This is a genomic window from Kitasatospora sp. NPDC001664 (genome assembly GCF_053596675.1).
Genome location: NZ_JBSFGS010000007.1, coordinates 78,987 through 95,731 on the forward strand (window position 1 = coordinate 78,987; position 16,745 = coordinate 95,731).

General features: G+C 72.8%; 14 protein-coding genes. 7 read left to right on the forward strand and 7 right to left on the reverse strand.

Annotation, left to right across the window (positions count from 1 at the left end; all coding sequences use genetic code 11):
• Positions 1-154: 154 nt before the first annotated feature.
• The 3 genes from ACWCYY_RS12330 to ACWCYY_RS12340 all read left to right on the forward strand — a co-directional run bounded on the left by ACWCYY_RS12330 (position 155) and on the right by ACWCYY_RS12340 (position 3,141).
• Positions 155-1,357: an MFS transporter gene (locus tag ACWCYY_RS12330; protein ID WP_449795957.1), complete on the forward strand. Its 1,203-nt coding sequence runs from the start codon at positions 155-157 to the stop codon at positions 1,355-1,357.
• 105 nt (positions 1,358-1,462) lie between these two features.
• Positions 1,463-1,663, forward strand: a complete 201-nt coding sequence (locus tag ACWCYY_RS12335) for a hypothetical protein (RefSeq protein ID WP_345281705.1) — start codon at positions 1,463-1,465, stop codon at positions 1,661-1,663.
• Positions 1,664-1,698: 35 nt separating this feature from the next.
• The gene (locus tag ACWCYY_RS12340; protein ID WP_449795958.1) at positions 1,699-3,141 is read left to right on the forward strand and encodes a DUF692 domain-containing protein; all 1,443 of its coding nucleotides are present in this window, start codon (positions 1,699-1,701) and stop codon (positions 3,139-3,141) included.
• 114 nt (positions 3,142-3,255) lie between these two features.
• Here the strand turns inward: ACWCYY_RS12340 and ACWCYY_RS12345 are convergent, their stop codons facing one another.
• Genes ACWCYY_RS12345 through ACWCYY_RS12355 form a run of 3 tightly spaced genes read right to left on the reverse strand, consistent with a single transcriptional unit; the run spans position 3,256 to position 6,860 of the window.
• Positions 3,256-4,128 (reverse strand): geranyl diphosphate 2-C-methyltransferase, encoded by an 873-nt coding sequence (locus ACWCYY_RS12345; protein WP_345281709.1) that lies wholly within the window; start codon positions 4,126-4,128, stop codon positions 3,256-3,258.
• A gap of 54 nt (positions 4,129-4,182) precedes the next feature.
• Entirely contained in the window at positions 4,183-5,448 is a 1,266-nt protein-coding gene (locus tag ACWCYY_RS12350) for a family 2 encapsulin nanocompartment cargo protein terpene cyclase (RefSeq protein ID WP_345281711.1), read from the reverse strand.
• Entirely contained in the window at positions 5,445-6,860 is a 1,416-nt protein-coding gene (locus ACWCYY_RS12355; protein ID WP_449795959.1) for a family 2B encapsulin nanocompartment shell protein, read from the reverse strand. The genes ACWCYY_RS12350 and ACWCYY_RS12355 overlap by 4 nt, the downstream gene beginning before the upstream one ends.
• Positions 6,861-7,405: 545 nt before the next feature.
• Between ACWCYY_RS12355 and ACWCYY_RS12360 the strand changes: the two genes are divergently transcribed.
• Complete coding sequence (locus ACWCYY_RS12360) at positions 7,406-8,146, forward strand: class I SAM-dependent methyltransferase (protein WP_449795960.1); 741 nt, start codon at positions 7,406-7,408, stop codon at positions 8,144-8,146.
• A 52-nt stretch (positions 8,147-8,198) separates the two neighbouring features.
• Here the strand turns inward: ACWCYY_RS12360 and ACWCYY_RS12365 are convergent, their stop codons facing one another.
• Positions 8,199-8,615 carry a peptidase inhibitor family I36 protein gene (locus tag ACWCYY_RS12365; RefSeq protein WP_345281716.1) on the reverse strand — a complete coding sequence of 139 codons (417 nt, stop codon included), beginning with the start codon at positions 8,613-8,615 and terminating at the stop codon, positions 8,199-8,201.
• Positions 8,612-9,634 carry a hypothetical protein gene (locus ACWCYY_RS12370; protein WP_449795961.1) on the reverse strand — a complete coding sequence of 341 codons (1,023 nt, stop codon included), beginning with the start codon at positions 9,632-9,634 and terminating at the stop codon, positions 8,612-8,614. Before ACWCYY_RS12370 ends, ACWCYY_RS12365 begins: the two co-directional genes overlap by 4 nt.
• Positions 9,635-9,721: 87 nt before the next feature.
• On the opposite strand from ACWCYY_RS12370, the gene pip reads away from it, so the two are divergent.
• From pip to ACWCYY_RS12385, 3 genes are all read left to right on the forward strand, one after another.
• Positions 9,722-10,678, forward strand: a complete 957-nt coding sequence (gene pip, locus ACWCYY_RS12375; RefSeq protein WP_345281719.1) for a prolyl aminopeptidase — start codon at positions 9,722-9,724, stop codon at positions 10,676-10,678.
• A 194-nt stretch (positions 10,679-10,872) separates the two neighbouring features.
• Complete coding sequence (locus ACWCYY_RS12380) at positions 10,873-11,760, forward strand: SGNH/GDSL hydrolase family protein (RefSeq protein WP_345281721.1); 888 nt, start codon at positions 10,873-10,875, stop codon at positions 11,758-11,760.
• Between the two features lie 116 nt (positions 11,761-11,876).
• Positions 11,877-12,629 carry a ferritin-like domain-containing protein gene (locus ACWCYY_RS12385; RefSeq protein ID WP_449795962.1) on the forward strand — a complete coding sequence of 251 codons (753 nt, stop codon included), beginning with the start codon at positions 11,877-11,879 and terminating at the stop codon, positions 12,627-12,629.
• A gap of 142 nt (positions 12,630-12,771) precedes the next feature.
• Here the strand turns inward: ACWCYY_RS12385 and ACWCYY_RS12390 are convergent, their stop codons facing one another.
• Both ACWCYY_RS12390 and ACWCYY_RS12395 read right to left on the reverse strand, forming a co-directional pair.
• On the reverse strand, positions 12,772-15,177 hold the full coding sequence (locus ACWCYY_RS12390) for an ATP-binding cassette domain-containing protein (protein ID WP_449795963.1): 2,406 nt from the start codon (positions 15,175-15,177) through the stop codon (positions 12,772-12,774).
• 122 nt (positions 15,178-15,299) lie between these two features.
• Positions 15,300-16,700 carry an amidase gene (locus ACWCYY_RS12395; RefSeq protein WP_449795964.1) on the reverse strand — a complete coding sequence of 467 codons (1,401 nt, stop codon included), beginning with the start codon at positions 16,698-16,700 and terminating at the stop codon, positions 15,300-15,302.
• Positions 16,701-16,745: the final 45 nt, after the last annotated feature.

Here is a 16,745-nt window from a genome sequence, read left to right on the forward strand (position 1 = left end):
TCAGTGCGTACGTGTCTGGTCGGTCTACAGGAGTGTAAACGAATGGCAAAGCAAGATCACTGAGACCGTAGTCACGTTCACGGGGCGTACTGAATGCTATAGTGCGTGCGTTCGCCTCCAGCGCCCCGACTTGGTGCGTGCGGAGGCTTTTTTCATGCCCATCGACACCCTGACGCCGGCCCGTACCGGCTACCTCACCCTGCTCCGCGACCGCGAGTTCGCCGGGCTGTACGCCTCCTTCACCCTCACCGTCGCCGCCACCACGCTCTCCGGCTTCGCCCTCGGCTCCCTGGTCGACGACCGCACCGGCTCGCCCTTCCTGACCGCCGTCAGCATGTACGGCGCCACCTTCGCCACCGTGCTCGGAGCCCTCACCCTGATGTCGGTGGCCGACGGCCGCCACCCCCGCCGCACCCTGCTCGCCCTCCACGGCGTCACCCTGGCCGGCACCGCCGTCCAGGCCCTGCCCGGCCTGCCGCTGACCGCCCGCTTCGGGGTGCTGCTGGTGCTCGGCCTCTTCCAGTCCCTGGCCACCGGCACCCGGCTCGGCCTGCTCGCCGAGACCGTCCCGCCGGGCGGCTATGCGTCAGCTCGCTCGCTGACCAACGTCACCTCCGGGGCGACCGCCGTCCTCGGCTTCGCGGCGGGGGGCCTGCTGGCCCGTCACCTGACGCCCCACCAGCTCTTCGCGGTCGCGGGCCTGCTGAACGCCGGCGCGCTGGCCCTGGTCGCGGCCACGGTACGGGAGCGCTCCGTCCGCCTCGCCCGGCGGCCCGGGCTGCGGGCCACCTGGAGCGCCAACGCGGCCCTGTTCGCCGACCCCGGGCAGCGGGTGCTGCTGCTGAACCTCTGGGTGCCGAACGGGCTGATCGTCGGCTGCGAGGCGCTGTTCATCCCGTACGCCGGCGGGAGTGCCGGGCTGCTGCTCGCGGCGGGGTCCGCGGGGATGCTGCTCGGGGACCTGACGGTCGGGCGGCTGCTGGACGCGCGGCAGCGGCGGCGCTGGGCCTTCGGCCTGCGGCTGCTGCTGGCCCTGCCCTTCCTGCTCTTCGCGCTGCGGCCGCCGACGCCCGTGCTCGCGGTGGCGGTGCTGGTGGCGGGCGTGGGCTTCGCCGCCACCCTGCCCTTGCAGGAGCGTCTGCTGGAGGCGACGCCCGAGGCGGTGCGGGGACAGGTCCAGGGGGTCGAGTCCGCCGGGAGGATGACCTGCCAGGGGCTGGGGGCGGCGATCGCGGGCGGGGTGGCGCAGGTGGTCGGCCCGGCGGTGGCGATCGGCGTGGTGGCGGCGGTGTCGGTGCTGCTGACGGTGGCCCTGCGGCCCGGGGAGGGGAACGGGCCCGCGGTGGGCGGCAGTTGACCGGCAGTTTGGGCGTCGGGGCGGGAGGTGGGAGCGCGATGCGCGGCATGCTGCTCCCACCATCACCGCGCCCGGCACCGCCGGGCTCCGCGCAGGAGGTTTCCCATGTCCTTCACCACTGTCGTCGACGCCCCGGCCGAGCTCACCCTCTCGCTGGCCGAGGCCGACGGGCTGGACCTGATGGCCGCCACGGTCAAGGCCGCCGTCAACCAGGACAACTGCCCGAGCTGCCACTCCGGCTTCGACTGGTCCTTCGGCCGTTCGGCCGAGTTCACCCTGGGCGGTGGGTCGGTGGTGGCCGGCTGAGGCGCGGGCCGGGCGGCGCGGGAGGGGCCGGGCGGATGGACCGTCTGGGAGTCGGGCTCACCTACGTACGGGGCCTGGAAGGGCTGTTGGAGGAGTGCGGGGAGAAGCTCGACGTGGTCGAGGTCGAACCGCAGACCTTCTGGCGGGCCCGGCCGGACGGCACCGTCGGCACCGACGACGAAGCCCTGCGCCGCCTGGCCGACCTGCCGGGCGCCCGCTTGCTGCACAGCATCGGCGACCCGGTGGGCGGGACGGTCCTCCCGGAGGCCGAGCACATCCGTCTGCTGGGTGAGTTGGCGGCTCGGATGGACGTGCCGTGGGTCAGCGAGCACCTGGCCTTCAGCCGGGTGGGCGGCGGGGCCGAGGGATTCCGCACGGGCTTCATGCTGCCGCCCCGGCAGAGCCCGGCGGGCGTGCGGCGCGGCGTCCGGTCCGTGCGGGCGATGGCCGACGCCCTGCCGGTGCCGTTCGCGGTCGAGCTCGGCACCAACTACCTGCGGCCCCGGGCGGACGAGCTGAGCGACGGCGCGTTCGCGGCGCAGGTGGCCGAACAGGCCGACTGCGGGCTGCTGTTGGACCTTCACAACGTGCTCGCCAACGAGCGCAACGGGCGCTGCACGGTGGACGACCTGCTCGCCGAGCTGCCGCTGGAACGGGTCTGGGAGGTCCACCTCGCAGGCGGGTTCGAGCACCGGGGCTACTGGCTGGACGCCCACAGCGGCCTGCCGGACGAGGAGTTGCTGCTCCTCGCCGAGCGGGTGCTGCCCCGGCTGCCCGCGCTGCGGGCCGTGCTGTTCGAGGTCATGGCGTCCGCCGCACCGGGTCTGGAGGCCTCCGAGGTAGGGGAGTTGACGGACCGGGTGCGGGAGATGTGGGTTCCGGGGGTCGTCGCGGCGCCGGTCTCCCGGCGGGTGGTGGGGGAGGCCGCGGAGACGGGGCCGTCGCCGGAGGAGTGGGAGGCCGCGCTCGGCGGGCTGGCCGTGGGCAGGGAGCCGCGGACCGCGTTGGAGCGGGAGTTGGCGGCGGATCCGGCGATCGGGCTGCTGCGGGAGCTGATCCTGGAGTTCCGGGCGGGGGCGCTGGCCGGGACCCTGGTGCACACGGTGCGGCTGCTGCTGCTGACGCTGGGGGAGGGCGGGGTGCGGGAGCTGCTGGCGGGGTACGCCCGGCAGCGGACGCCCGAACTCTTCGCCACGGAGGAGGCATGGGCGTTCGCGGAGCACCTGCGGCGGACGTGTCCCGCGGTGCCGCTCCTTCCGGACGTGCTGGAGCTGGACCTCGGCCTGATGCGGGTCCGCCTGGACGGCGAGCCCAGGACGGTGGAGCTCGGTACGGACCCGAACGTCCTGCTCACCGCGCTGGGCGCCGGCCGCCTGCCGCAGGACCCGCCGCGCGGCACGTACCGCCTACGCCTGGTGGACACGCCGGGGGCGCGAGGAACTGCGCGCGGGGGAACGGCAGCACCTGCAACTGGCTGACGGAGCCCCAGTTGCAGGTGAGCTGCCTTCCGACTCGCGCCCACGCGGCGGAGCCGCAGATCAACAGAGCCTCGCGCCCCTGCGGGGCGCTACTGCGAGAGTGCTACCGCGAGGTCAGACGCGGTCGGCGGCGATCAGGAGGTACTGGAAGGAGCCGTCCTTGTAGGACTCGATGAAGGCCTCCTCGATGCCGGTGACGATCGAGGTGGTGGCGCGGAGCTCCCAGTAGGGCAGGGTGGCCGGGGTGAGGTCGATGACGGCCTGGGGGACCAGGCGGTTGTCGGCCATCGCCCGCATGTACTCGCGGCGGGAGTGGATGTTGCACTCGAAGTGGGCGTTGATCTGGGAGACCCACTTGGAGGGCTGGCCGTAGGTGGGGTTCCAGCAGCCGGTGATGGTGACGTAGCGGCCGCCCAGCTTGAGGATGCGGGAGTGCTCGGAGAACAGGTCCTCGAGGTCCACGTACATGCTGGACTCGTTGTTCCAGGACGCCGCGGCCTGGCCGGTCTCGAACGGCATGTTGAGCATGTTGGCCACCCGGGAGCGGACGGCGTGGTCGATGCCGAGCTCGCGGGCGCGGTTGTTGCCGAAGTCGGCCTGGGTGGAGGAGAGGGTGACGCCCTCCACGGTGCAGTTGAAGCGCTGGTGGGCCATCACCATGGAGCCGCCGCGGCCGCAGCCGGCGTCGACCAGGGTGTCCTCGGCGGTGATCGGGCCGAGGTGGTCGAGCAGCACGTTGGTCTGGGCGGACTCCAGGCGGTGCAGCTCGTTGATCACCTTCTGCTCGCGCTCGGCCGGGTCGTCGGCCTGGATCGCGGCCTGGTCGACGTCGCCGATGCCGTAGTGGTGGTGGTAGAGGCCGTCCACGTCGCCGAGGAGCAGGTTGACCGGGCGGGCCTCGTTGTTCCAGTAGCGGGCGATGTCACCCTGGTACGCGCTGGCGGGGGCCGGGATCGACGCGGTGTTCGGGTCAGCGGTGGTGGTCATGGGGGAATCTCCTCGTGATGCGGACGATGGGCCTGCCGGGGAAGCCGGCGGCGGTTACCAGAAGTCGGGCAGGGTGTAGCGGTAGGTGTTGGTCTGGTGCCAGTTGTGGTTGCCGTCGACCCAGACCGCGACGCCGCGCAGGAAGCGCAGCAGCGCCGGGTTCGGGTACTCGACGGCCAACTGGGCCGATTCGGCCTCGAAGGCGTGCATCAGCTCGTTGTGGATCTCGACGGCCTTGAGGTAGGCGTCCCGGGCGTCCAGCTCCTCGTTCCGGGCGATCACCACGGGGAGGTTGAGGTGTAGGCCGGGGCTCTGCAGCTCCTTGGTGTAGGAGTACAGGTCGTTGACGATGGTGGTGGCGTTCCCGGCCAGGGCGATCACCCGCTGGAGGGCGGGCAGCGCGTGCAGGTCGGCGGGGAGCTCGTAGCCGCCGATCGTGTCGGTGATGGTCGGGCAGGGGCGGAAGTTGTTGAACTGACGCATCGCCAGGTACTCCCACACCTGGGGCACGTAGTCGGTCTCGTCCCAGGCGGCCTCGGCCAGGTAGCCCATGTGCAGGCGGGCCATGTCGTGCCGGTAGCGGTCGGCCTGGGAGTGGCTGGCGGCCTGGCGGAAGTACTCCATCGCGGAGTAGTACGCCCGGCGCGGCGCGTCGGACTGCAGCGACTCCTGCCATGCCGGGGTGTACCCGGCGGTGGTGTGCAGCGGGTCCAGTGCGGTGTGCGCCAGCAGCAGGCGCCCGCCGAGGCCGACCGGGGAGCCGCCGTGGTCCTCGCAGTAGACGTCGTCCAGGACGTTCTCGGCCGCCATCAGACGGGTGGCCACCATCAGGTGGTCCACCGTCGGCGCGTCCGGGTGGCAGGTCACCATGTAGCGGCCGAGCGAGAAGCCGTCGAACTGGTCCTCCCACTCCGGCGGGTAGAGCGCGACCTCGTGCACCGCCCAGTCCTTGATCCGACGGCTGACCTCCTCGACGCGGGCCGGGTCCGGCTCGGCGACGGGGTGGAAGTACAGCCCCGGCACCGGGTCGCCCGGAGCCGGCTTGCCCGAGAGGGGCGGCTCCGGAGCGGTGGCGGGCGTCAGGCTGGGTACGGCGAGGCCGGGCAGGCCGGGCAGGGAGAAGGCGACCGGTGCCTCGGAGACCTCGATCTCCTGCACCGGGAAAGCGAGTTGCGGCGGCCCGGGCAGGGCGACGGCCTCCGCCGTGGGCACCTCGGCCTCGGGCGCTTCGACGGGCAGCGTCGGGTAGAGGCTGCCCGTGCCCAGGCCGCTCGGGCCGCGCAACAGCCGCCCCAGGTCCTGGAGTTCGGCGGCGGTCATGCGGAGGCCCCGATCTGGCAGTTCTCCAGCAGGCCGAGCGCGTCCGGCACCAGGACGGCGGCCGAGTGGTAGCCGCTGACCAGGTAGCGCATCACCGACTGCTGGTTGATGCCCATGAAGCGGACGTTCAGCCCCGGCTCGACCTCCTCCGGGAGGTCCTGGGGTCGCAGGCCGATCACGCCCTGCTGCTCCTCGCCGAAGCGCATCGCCATGATGGTGGAGGTCTGGGTGTCGGAGACCGGGATCTTCGAGAGCGGGTAGATCGGCACGCCCCGCCAGCCGGGCACGAGCTTGCCGTTGACCTCGGCCGGGGCCGGGTACAGGCCGCGCTTGTTGCACTCGGCGAAGAAGGCCGTGATCACCTTCGGGTGGGCGAAGAAGGCGTGGGTGGAGCGCCGCATGGCCAGCAGCTGGTCCAGGTCGTCCGGGGTGGGCGGGCCGCTGCGGGTGGAGATCCGCTGGTCGTAGGCGGCGTTGTGGAGCAGGCCGAACTCCCGGTTGTTGACGATCTCGTGCTCCTGCCGCTCGCGCAGCTCCTCCACCGTCAGGCGCAGCTGCTGCTGCAGCTGGTCCATCGGGTCGTTGTAGAGGTCGGAGACCCGGGTGTGCACCTGGAGGATGGTCTGCGCCACCGACAACTCGTACTCGCGGGGCGCGAGTTCGTAGTCGACGAAGCTGGTGGGGATCTCCGGCTCGCCGCGGTGGCCGGCGCTGATCGCGATCTCGGCCTCGCCCTTGCGGTTGACGGCGCGGCCGGCCCGGGCCCGGAACTCCTCGGTGTGGGCCCGCAACGAGGGCGTGCGGTCCAGGAGTTCGCGGTACCGCGCCCAGGGGAGGGCGAGCACGGTGGCGTCGGTGGCGGCGCGCAGCGTGGCCGACCACTCGGCGTCCGGGCCCAGGTGGGCCTCGTCGCCCAGGTGGGCGCCGTCGGTGACCACGCCGACCACCTGCGACTCGCCGTACCTGCCCTCGACGATCCGCTCCAGGCGGCCGTGGGCGATCAGGAAGACCTCCTCGACCGGCTGCCCCTGGCCGGCCAGCAGGTCACCGGCGCGGACCTCGCGGACCCGGAAGCCCGCGGCCAGCTCGGCCAGCACCTCCTGGTCGGCGTAGCCGCGCAGGGCGGGCAGCGCGTCCAGCGAGGCGGGGACGAGCCGGACCTGGTCCGCGCCCTCCTGGACGAAGAGCACCCGTCCGGCCCCGGTCCTGAGCAGCAGGCGCCGGTTGACCCGGTAGGTGCCGGCCGCGACCTCCACCCAGGGCAGGGTGCGCAGCAGGTTCCGGGAGGTGATCCCCTGCATCTGCGGTTCGGACTTGGTGGTCGTGGCCAGCAGCCTGGCCGCCTGCGTGGACAGGCTGGACTGCGTGGACCGGCTCGACTGCGGCGTGGGTGGTGCTCCCAGGCCAAGCATGACTACTCCTCGGGGAAGGGCGCCCACAGGGCTGCCGGGGCGCGGTGTGCACCGCGATTGGGCACGAGCGGACAGCACGGACCGACCGACCCCGCGCGGTGCCCGGGGCGTCGGTTGCCCGTTCTGGATCTGATCGGTTCGTTCAGAGGTGCCGAGGTGCCGGTATTCGCCGCCCGTCCGGTCTCACGTCGCTGTCTCCCCAGACCGTCCGTCGGCTTCCGAGATCATGATTGCGGAGTCCGGGCGGGAGTCGGGGCGAAGGATCGGAAGAGACCGAATGTGATCGTTCCGGTTCGCACGGCAGTGCTGAAGGCGAATGTGATCGCCGGAACGGGGGCGGCCGCCTCCGAGCGGGAGCGAGCGCGCACGGCCCGCTCGTTCTCCGTGCGGCCGACCGTTTCTGACGATCCGTAACGTCTGCCTGCGGGAACCGCGATCCGGCCCGACTTCTCTGTGTCATCCGCCAATACGGCCGCCCACCGGTGCGGGGAGAGGATTTCCGCCACGGCCGCGCAACGGGGTGCGGCCCGGAAGGGGGACTGTCCATGAGCGGGCAGCAGTACGACCAGATCGGTGAGGCCTTCGAGGGCTTCAAGGCCCTGCCGCTGATGCGCTTCGGCGAGGTGCCGAGCTTCCTGGAGCTGGTGGGCGACGTCCGGGGCCGGTCGGTGCTCGACCTGGCCTGCGGAACCGGCTTCTACAGCCGGGAGTTCAAGCGGCGCGGCGCGGGCGAGGTGTTCGGGGTGGACATCTCGGTGGAGATGATCGCCGCCGCACGGGAGATCGAGCGGCGCGAGCCGCTGGGCGTGCGCTACGAGGTCGGTGACGTCCTCGAACTCGGCGATCTGGAGCCGAAGTTCGACGTGGCGCTCGGCGTGCAGTGTCTCAACTACGCCCAGACGGTGGCCGAGATGGAGCGGATGTGCCGCAACATCCACCGCAACCTGGTGCCGGGCGGCGAGTTCTTCGTGCTGGCCCAGAAGCCGGACTACGCCTTCGACTGCGCGGACCTGGAGAACTACGGCTTCCGCTGCGAGTTCGCCGGTGAGATCGAGACCGGGAACCGGGTCCGGGTCACCGCGCTGCTGGAGCCGGAGCCGATCACCATCGTCTCCTCGGCGCCGAGCCGCGAGGTCTACGAGAAGTGCCTGCAGGCCGCCGGTTTCCGCGAGGTCGAGTGGGTGCCGCTGCAGATCACCGAGGCCGGACTGCGCCAGTACGGCGATGAGTTCTGGGCCGAGGCGCTCGCCCACCCGCCGCTGGAGATGTTCCGCGCCCGCGCCTGAGAACGACGGCGGCCCCGCCCGGAAGAGGGCGGGGCCGGCGTGGTTCACGGTGTCAGCAGCTGCTGACCCAGACGTGGGAGGAAGCGATGTTCGCCACGTTGGCGTTGCGGGCGATGCCCGAGTTGCGCGGCAGGCAGAACAGGAGGTTCTTGCCGCCCGCGAACTCGTACACCTTCACCTTGTCGTAGGTGTCGGGGGCACCCGCGTTGTACCAGGACTCGGAGTTGTTGTCGATGGTTCCCCACTTGCCCTGGGTGGCGTACTGCCAGTCCCAGTTGTCGCCGGCCCAGGCGATGGCCTGGTTGCCGGAGGTGTACTGGTAGTTGGGCAGGTAGAAGGCGCAGAAGTCGCCGGTGTGGCAGTAGTCGTTGACGACCCGGCCCGCGTCCGCGGAGGCGGGCGTCGCCAGCGCCAGTGCGAGGCCCGCCGTCGCGGCGGCGGCCAACCCGAGCTTCTTGAAGCGGTTCATCGTCGTATCTCCCCTTGTGACTCGACGCGGGTGGTCCGCGTCGAAACCTCGATGAGCTCCCTGGCCCGTCCGACGGCCCGCGCCCGCAGGGCGTCGTACTCGGCGAACTCGGCACGGCTCTGCTCGCGGATCCGCCCGCGCGCCTCGGCGGCCACCCGCTCGGCGACCGTCACCAGTTGCGAGGACCCCGAGCAGCGCGCGTCCGCCGTCGCCGTCGACACCTCCAACTGCCAGGCGGCGTCAGGTCCCTGGCTCTCCTGGGACTGCTTCTCCCCGGCGGCGCGGAGCTCCTGGGCGGCCGAGGCCACCTGGCGGCGCGCCTCGCCGGGGCTCTGCGCCGGGTGCCCGGCCGCCGCCATGCAGGTGCGCCAGGCCGTCAGCGCTTCCGTGTACCGGGCGTCGGCGGCCACCAGCGGGCCGGTCTCCAACTGGAGGTTGCTCGCCCGGATGTCCAGCGCGAACCAGCGGTCCAGGTCGCCGTACAGCTCCCGCCGGGCGGCCGAGGTGCAGCCCCCGCGCGGGGTGAAGGCGGAGTTGCCGTCGGCGAGCGGGACGGTGACCGAGTCGGCCCGGTCCCCGTTGAGCGCCGCGGTGTAGGCGCCGCGCCGCTCGGGGGACAGCCCGCCGACGTAGTCCGCGTTGGTCCGGTGCGCTCCCGGGGACGCCGACGGTTTCGGGGGACGGCGCTGGATGCCGTAGCCGTAGGCCTGGGCCCAGGAGGTGTCCGCCGAACCGAAGTCGGAGCGGCGCCCGTCCTCGGCGGTGGTGTCGCGGACCCACTCCACGTAGTACGTGAAGCCGGCCTTCCGCATGCAGTCGGCGGTGTGCACCTGCTCGGCCCACTCCAGCAGCTCCCGGTCGCCGGCCGAAGCCGCCGGCACCGCCGGTGCCTCGGCGGCCGGCGCGGCCGAGGGCCCCGCGCCGCCCGCGCCGGGCGACTGCTGACACCCGCTCAGCAGCGCCACGGCGACGGCCACCCCGGCCGCCGCTCCCGCTCCCCATCCACCTCGCTCGCTCATGCGTCCATCGTCGGCACGGGCCGGCGACTCGGGAACCTAGGGAGAAGAAGGTTGGCACCGGCACGCCCCCGTGCTAGGAGCACTGTCATGCCTCTCTACCCACCGATCACGCCCTACGACAGCGGCTTCCTCGACACCGGCGACGGGAACCGCGTGTACTACGAGCAGTACGGCAGTCCGGACGGCAAACCCGCGGTCGGCGTCCACGGCGGGCCCGGGGCGGGATCGCCGCGGAACCCGCTGCGGGCCTGGGACCCGGAGCGGTACCGGGTGATCCGCTTCGACCAGCGGAACTGCGGCCGCAGCACGCCGCACGCCAGTGACCCGGCGGCGGACATGAGCCTGAACACCACCGGGCACCTGATCGAGGACATGGAGCGCCTGCGCGAGCACCTCGGCGTGGAGAAGTGGCTGGTGAACGGCGCCTCCTGGGGTGTGACGCTCGCCCTGGCCTACGCGCAGCGGCACCCGGAGCGGGTCAGCGAGCTCATCCTCCAGGCGGTGATGACCAGCAGCCGCGCCGAGATCGACTGGCTCTACCGCGGCGCCGGACGCTTCCACCCCGAGGCCTGGGACCGCTTCCGTGACGGCGTCCCCGAGGCGGAGCGGGACGGCGACCTGCCGGCCGCCTACGCCCGGCTGATGGAGCACCCCGACCGCGCCGTCCGGGCGAAGGCCGCCGTCGACTGGCTCGCCTGGGAGGACGCCGTCATCTCGGCGGAGCCCAACAACCGGCCGGGCATGTACAGCGACCGGGTGGACGAGGACCAGATCGCCTTCGTCCGGATCTGCTCCCACTTCTTCGGCCACGGCGCCTGGCTGACGGAGGACCAGCTCCTGCGCGGCGCGCCCCGCCTGGCCGGCATCCCCGGCGTGGTGGTGACCGGCCGGCACGACATGGGCTGCCCGCCGCAGTCGGCCTGGCGGCTGGTGAACGCCTGGCCGGGAGCCCGGCTGCACATCTCCGAGGACTCCGGCCACGTGGGCAGCGAGAGCATGGTGAAGGTGGTCCACGACGCCATCGAGGAGTTCAAGGACCGCTGAACGGGTGCCGCCCGGCGGGGCGGCCTTCGGCCGGTCGGCGGAAGGTCAACTCGCCGTGCTGTCACGGTGCTTGACTGGGGGACGGACGGGCCACATCCTTACCGAGCGGTAAGACCGCCCGGTAACCACGGCTGGTGCAGCTCCGTGGCGGTGTGCCGTCCCCCACCCCTCGTCACCGCCACGGAGGCACCCCCATGCCGACGACCGGAATCCCGCGCGCCCGCGCGGCCCTCACCACCCTCGCCCTCACGGCCTCCCTCGCCGCCGGTGCCCTCACCGCCGCCGGCCCGGCCGCCGCTGCGGCCCAGGCCGCCCCGTACGCCCGCTACGTCGCCCTCGGCGACTCCTACGCCTCCGGCGCCGGGGTGCCGACGCAGGTGGACACCGCCTGTGCGCGGTCGGACAAGAACTACCCCTCGGTGCTGGCCGGGGCGCTGGCGCCGGCCGCGACGGCGGACGTCACCTGCGGCGGAGCCACCACCGTCCACATGACGAGCACGCAGAGCGGCTCCGCCGGGCCGCAGTTCAACGCGCTGACCGCCGACACCGACCTGGTGACGCTGACCATCGGCGGCAACGACGTGGGCTTCGCCGACATCATCGTGCGCTGCACCACGCTCGGCTTCTTCAACGGCAACGGCGCTCCCTGCAAGGGGAGTTACACCTCGGGCGGGACCGACCAGCTGGCAGCGAAGGTGGACGCGACCGGGGCGAAGGTCGGGGCGGTGCTGGACGGCATCCGGCAGCGGGCGCCGCGGGCGACGGTGCTGGTGACGGGGTACCCGGCGATCCTGCCGGACGACGGGTCCAACTGCTGGGCCACCGTCAGCATCGCGAAGGGCGACGCGCCCTGGCTGCGCGACACCCAGAAGCGGCTCAACTCGGTGATCGCGGCCCAGGCCGCCGCGCACGGTGCCCGGTACGTGGACGTGTACGCGCCCTCGGTGGGCCACGACGTGTGCAAGCCCTCGGGGACGCGGTGGATGGAACCGCTGTTCGGCAGCGGCGCGGCGGCCTTCCACCCGAACGCGGCGGGGGAGCGGTCGATGGCCGAGGCGGCGCGCGCGGTGGCGGTCGGCTGAGCGACCCCGGACGGGTGGCCTGCGGCGAACCGTGTTGAACGTGTTCAGTTCTCGGTCTAGAGTCGTCCACGTCGCAGGGCGGAGCGAGTCGCACCGCCGTCACGAGGGGGACCGCCATGCCCGAGCACGATTTCGCCCAGTGGGTGGACCACTTCCACGCCGAGGCCGCCCGCCGGGCCGCCACCGCCGAGCCCGACTGGTCGGCGGGGGCGCAACTGCCGGACACCGTCTGGGCCAGCCTGCAGAAGTTCCAGGTCGGCGAGGACGGTGACGGGGCCAACCTGATCGGCAAGGCCGACAAGGAGGGGGACCCGGACTACGCCCTGGCCGCCCGGCTCTTCGTCGCCGAGGAGCAGAACCACGCCCGGCTGCTGGCCCGGCTGTTGGAGGCGGGCGGTCGCCCGACCCTGGACGGGCACTGGAGCGACCGGATCTTCGTCCGGGTGCGGCGGCTGCTCGGGATGCGCACCGAGCTGCTGGTGCTGATGATCGCGGAGCTGGTCGCCGTCCCGTACTACCGCGCCGTCCGGGACGGCGCCGCCGATCCGCTGGTGAGCGAGGTGGCCGGGCGGATCATGGCCGACGAGGAGCGGCACATCCCGTTCCACTGCGACCGGCTGGCCGACTCGCTGGCCGAACTCGGCCCGGCCGCCCGGCGGGTGACGGTCGGTGGGTGGCGGTTGCTGCTGCTCGCCGCCGCGCTCTTCGTGGCGGTCGACCACGGCCCCGCGCTGCGGGACCTCGGCGCCCGGCGCACCCGCTTCGTGCGGGACGTGTTCCGCCGCTCCGGCCCGGTCGCGGTCGCGATCCTCGGCGAGGCCGGGCGGGTCGGGGCGGTCCGCCGGCAGGGGGTGGCACACGCCTCCTGACGGAGCGGCGGGCGGAGCGGGTCGGGGCGGTGGAGGGACCATGCCGACCGAGCGCTCGCTCCCACGAGCCGGCGGCCCGGCCGGACTGCCCCACGGGGGTGGACAGTCCGGCCGGGCCGCCGAAAGCCGGTGCCGCCCGGGCTCAGGCGCCGACGTACGCCGCCAGGTGCTCGCCCGTCAGGGTGGAGCGGGCGGCGACCAGTTCGGCCGGGGTGCCCTCGAAGACCACCGTGCCGCCGTCGTGGCCGGCGCCCGGACCGAGGTCGACGATCCAGTCGGCGTGGGCCATCACGGCCTGGTGGTGCTCCACCACGATCACCGACTTGCCGGAGTCCACCAGCCGGTCCAGCAGGCCGAGCAGCTGCTGCACGTCGGCCAGGTGCAGGCCGGTGGTCGGCTCGTCCAGCACGTAGAGCCCGCCCTTCTCGCCCATGTGGGTGGCCAGCTTGAGCCGCTGGCGCTCGCCGCCGGAGAGGGTGGTGAGCGGCTGACCGAGCGTCAGGTAGCCGAGGCCGACGTCCGCCAGCCGGTCCAGGACCCGGTGCGCGGCCGGAGTGGCGCCGGCCCCGGCGGGGCCGAAGAACTCCTCGGCCTCCGTCACCGACATCGCCAGCACCTCGCTGATGTCCTTGCCCCCGAGGTGGTAGTCCAGCACCGAGGCGTCGAAGCGCTTGCCCTCGCACTGCTCGCAGGTGGTCGCCACCCCGGCCATCATCGCCAGGTCGGTGTAGATCACCCCGGCGCCGTTGCAGGTCGGGCAGGCGCCCTCGGAGTTGGCGCTGAACAGGGCCGGCTTCACCCCGTTCTCCTTGGCGAAGGCCTTGCGGATCGGGTCGAGCAGCCCGGTGTAGGTGGCCGGGTTGCTCCGCCGGGAGCCCTTGATCGGGGTCTGGTCCACGACCACCACGCCCGCCTCGGCGGCGGCCCGGCTGCGGACCAGCGAGCCGTGCACCAGCGAGCTCTTGCCCGAGCCGGCCACGCCCGTCATCACCACCAGCACCCCGAGCGGGACGTCCACGTCCACGCTCCGCAGGTTGTGGGTGCTCGCGCCGCGGACCTCCAGCACCTCGGAGTACTTGCGCACCTCGGCCTTGAGCGAGGCCCGGTCGTCCAGGTGACGGCCCGTCACCGTGCCGCCCTCGCGCAGCCCCTCGACGCTGCCCTCGAAGCAGACCGTGCCACCCGCCGTCCCGGCCCCCGGACCGAGGTCGACCACGTGGTCGGCGATCGCGATGACCTCCGGCTTGTGCTCCACCACCAGCACCGTGTTGCCCTTGTCCCGCAGGCGCAGCAGCAGCTCGTTCATCCGCTGGATGTCGTGCGGGTGCAGGCCGGTGGTGGGCTCGTCGAAGACGTAGGTCACGTCGGTGAGGGAGGAGCCGAGGTGACGGATCATCTTGACCCGCTGCGCCTCGCCGCCGGAGAGCGTCCCGGCCGGCCGGTCCAGCGAGAGGTAGCCGAGGCCGATCTCCACGAAGGAGTCGAGGGTGTGCCCGAGGGAGGCGAGCAGCGGCGCCACCGTGGGCTCCTTCAGCCCGCGCACCCAGCCCGCCAGGTCGCTGATCTGCATGGCGCAGGCATCGGCGATGCTCACCTTGCCGATCTTCGAGGAGCGGGCCGCCTCGCTCAGCCGGGTGCCGCCGCACTCCGGGCAGGAGGTGAAGGTGACCGCGCGGTCCACGAAGGCCCGGATGTGCGGCTGCATCGCCTCCGGGTCCTTGGACAGGAAGGACTTGCGGAGCTTGGGGATCAGGCCCTCGTAGGTGAGGTTCACCCCGTTGACCTTGACCTTGGTCGGCTCGCGGTAGAGGAAGTCCTGCATCTCCTTCTTGCTGAACTCCCGGATCGGCTTGTCCGGGTCCAGGAAGCCGGAGTTGGCGAAGATGCCGACCGTCCAGACGTTGTCCGCCTTGTAGCCGGGGATGGTGATGGCGCCCTCGGAGATCGACTTGGAGTCGTCGAACAGCTCGGCCAGGTCCAGGTCGCTGACGGAGCCCCGGCCCTCGCAGTGGGGGCACATGCCGCCGGTGATGCTGAAGCTGCGCCGCTCCTTGACGGTCTTCCCGGCCTTCTCGACCGTCACCGCGCCCGCGCCGCTGATCGAGGCGACGTTGAAGGAGAACGCCTGCGGCGAGCCGATGTGCGGCTTGCCCAGGCGGCTGAACAGGATCCGCAGCATCGCGTTGGCGTCGGTGGCGGTGCCGACGGTGGAGCGCGGGTCGGAGCCCATCCGCTGCTGGTCCACGATGATCGCCGTGGTCAGGCCCTCCAGCACGTCCACGTCGGGGCGGGCCAGGTTGGGCATGAAGCCCTGGAGGAAGGCGCTGTAGGTCTCGTTGATCATCCGCTGCGAGTCCGCGGCGATGGTGTCGAAGACCAGCGAGCTCTTCCCGGAGCCGGACACGCCGGTGAACACCGTGAGGCGGCGCTTGGGGATCTCCACGCTGACGTTCTTGAGGTTGTTCTCGCGCGCGCCGTGGACCCGGATCAGGTCGTGACTGTCGGCGACGTGCGACGCGGGCGGCTGCTTCGCGGCCTTGCTGGCCATGCTCTGTCTCCATCCGTGTGACGGGACCGCCCCTCCGCGCTCCCAACCGTTCTTCCTCGCTCGCCCGATCTTGCCAGTTCGGACCGACGGAGGACGGTCGGGTGCGCGGAGGGCGCGGCCCGTCAGTCCTGGATGCGGCGCCAGGGGCGGTCGGCCTCCAGGGCGAAGGCGAGTTCGAGGAGCAGGCGCTCCTGGCCGTGGGCGGCGGAGAGGTGGACGCCGATCGGGAGGCCGTCGGGGGCGGCGCCGGTGGGGAGGGTGATCGCCGGGCCGCCGGTGACGTTGTTGACCGGGGTGAAGGCCACGTAGCGCAGCAGACGCTCCGTCAGCTCCTCGAACTCCACGGTGGGGCTGAGGTGGCCGAGCGGCGGGGTGGTGTGGGCCAGGGTGGGGGAGAGGATCGCGTCGTGGTCGCGGAAGATGCCGGCGTAGGTGCGCTCGGCCTGCCGCAGGCGGCGCAGCACGCCCGGGCCCCGGCGGTACTCGCGCAGGAAGCTGCGCCGTAGGCCGGTGGTGAGCGGGTCGAGGTCGCGGGAGCGGAAGCTGCGGTCCACCACCAGGCGGCCGGTGGAGGCGATCACGAAGGCGATGAAGCCCCAGTAGAGGAGGAAGTCGCGGGAGAAGTCGGTGCCGAAGGGCAGGGTGGCGGGGGTGACCTGATGGCCCATCGCCTCCAGCCGGGCGGCGGTCTCCTCCACCGCGCGGCGGGTCCGGTCGTCGCTGACCGCGATGGGCGAGTCCACCACCAGGCCGATCCGCAGCTTGCGGCTGCCCGGGCCCTCGACCAGGCCGATCGGCGGCAGGGCGGGGTTGCGGTGCTGCTGCTCGGCGGCGGCGTAGAAGGCGGCCGTGTCGCGGACGGACCGGGTGACCACGCCGTCGGTGACGATGTCCAGCGGGAGTTGGCGGCCCTGCTCGTTGGGGACCAGCCGGCCGCGGGTGGGCTTGAGGCCGACCAGGCCGCAGGCCGCCGCCGGGATCCGGATCGAGCCGCCGCCGTCGTTGGCGTGCGCGATCGGCACCACGCCGGAGGCCACCAGCACGGCCGAACCGCCGGAGGAGGCACCGGCGGAGCGCGAGGGGTCCCAGGGGTTGCGGACCGGCTCGGCGGCGGCGTACTCGGTGGTCGCGTTCAGCCCGAACTCCGGCAGCCGGGTCTTGCCCAGCACCGTCACCCCGCTGGTCATGAACAGCTCGGTGAACGGCGCGCTGCGCCGGGCCGGGCGGGCCCGGAAGGCGGCGCTGCCGTGGCCGGTCGGCACACCGAGCAGGTCGACGTTGTCCTTGAGGTAGGTGGGGACGCCGTACAGCGGGCCGTCGGGCGCGCCGGGGGCGGAGCGCGGGGCGTCGTGCAGCGCGAAGGCGACGGGGCGCAGCGCCTCGACCCGCGCCGCGCGCCCGGACGCGGCGGCGGCCAGCTCGGCCGGGCTCACCGCTCCGGAGCGGACGGCGGCCGCGAGGGCCACCGCGTCGTGCTCGCCCAGCGCGTCGTCGCCGAACGCGTGCACCCGGCCGTCGGTCATCTCGCTCCTCCGTACCTACTGCCCGGTAATGGCCGGGCAGGGCAG

Excerpts from the sequence above, each read along its gene's own strand:
- ACWCYY_RS12390 (WP_449795963.1), bottom strand. The coding sequence starts at position 15,177 with ATGGCCAGCAAGGCCGCGAAGCAGCCGCCCGCGTCGCACGTCGCCGAC.
- ACWCYY_RS12335 (WP_345281705.1), top strand. The coding sequence starts at position 1,463 with ATGTCCTTCACCACTGTCGTCGACGCCCCGGCCGAGCTCACCCTCTCG.
- ACWCYY_RS12330 (WP_449795957.1), top strand. The coding sequence starts at position 155 with ATGCCCATCGACACCCTGACGCCGGCCCGTACCGGCTACCTCACCCTG.
- ACWCYY_RS12395 (WP_449795964.1), bottom strand. The coding sequence starts at position 16,700 with ATGACCGACGGCCGGGTGCACGCGTTCGGCGACGACGCGCTGGGCGAG.
- ACWCYY_RS12355 (WP_449795959.1), bottom strand. The coding sequence starts at position 6,860 with ATGCTTGGCCTGGGAGCACCACCCACGCCGCAGTCGAGCCGGTCCACG.
- ACWCYY_RS12345 (WP_345281709.1), bottom strand. The coding sequence starts at position 4,128 with ATGACCACCACCGCTGACCCGAACACCGCGTCGATCCCGGCCCCCGCC.
- ACWCYY_RS12365 (WP_345281716.1), bottom strand. The coding sequence starts at position 8,615 with ATGAACCGCTTCAAGAAGCTCGGGTTGGCCGCCGCCGCGACGGCGGGC.
- ACWCYY_RS12350 (WP_345281711.1), bottom strand. The coding sequence starts at position 5,448 with ATGACCGCCGCCGAACTCCAGGACCTGGGGCGGCTGTTGCGCGGCCCG.
- pip (WP_345281719.1), top strand. The coding sequence starts at position 9,722 with ATGCCTCTCTACCCACCGATCACGCCCTACGACAGCGGCTTCCTCGAC.
- ACWCYY_RS12360 (WP_449795960.1), top strand. The coding sequence starts at position 7,406 with ATGAGCGGGCAGCAGTACGACCAGATCGGTGAGGCCTTCGAGGGCTTC.
- ACWCYY_RS12340 (WP_449795958.1), top strand. The coding sequence starts at position 1,699 with ATGGACCGTCTGGGAGTCGGGCTCACCTACGTACGGGGCCTGGAAGGG.
- ACWCYY_RS12385 (WP_449795962.1), top strand. The coding sequence starts at position 11,877 with ATGCCCGAGCACGATTTCGCCCAGTGGGTGGACCACTTCCACGCCGAG.
- ACWCYY_RS12380 (WP_345281721.1), top strand. The coding sequence starts at position 10,873 with ATGCCGACGACCGGAATCCCGCGCGCCCGCGCGGCCCTCACCACCCTC.
- ACWCYY_RS12370 (WP_449795961.1), bottom strand. The coding sequence starts at position 9,634 with ATGAGCGAGCGAGGTGGATGGGGAGCGGGAGCGGCGGCCGGGGTGGCC.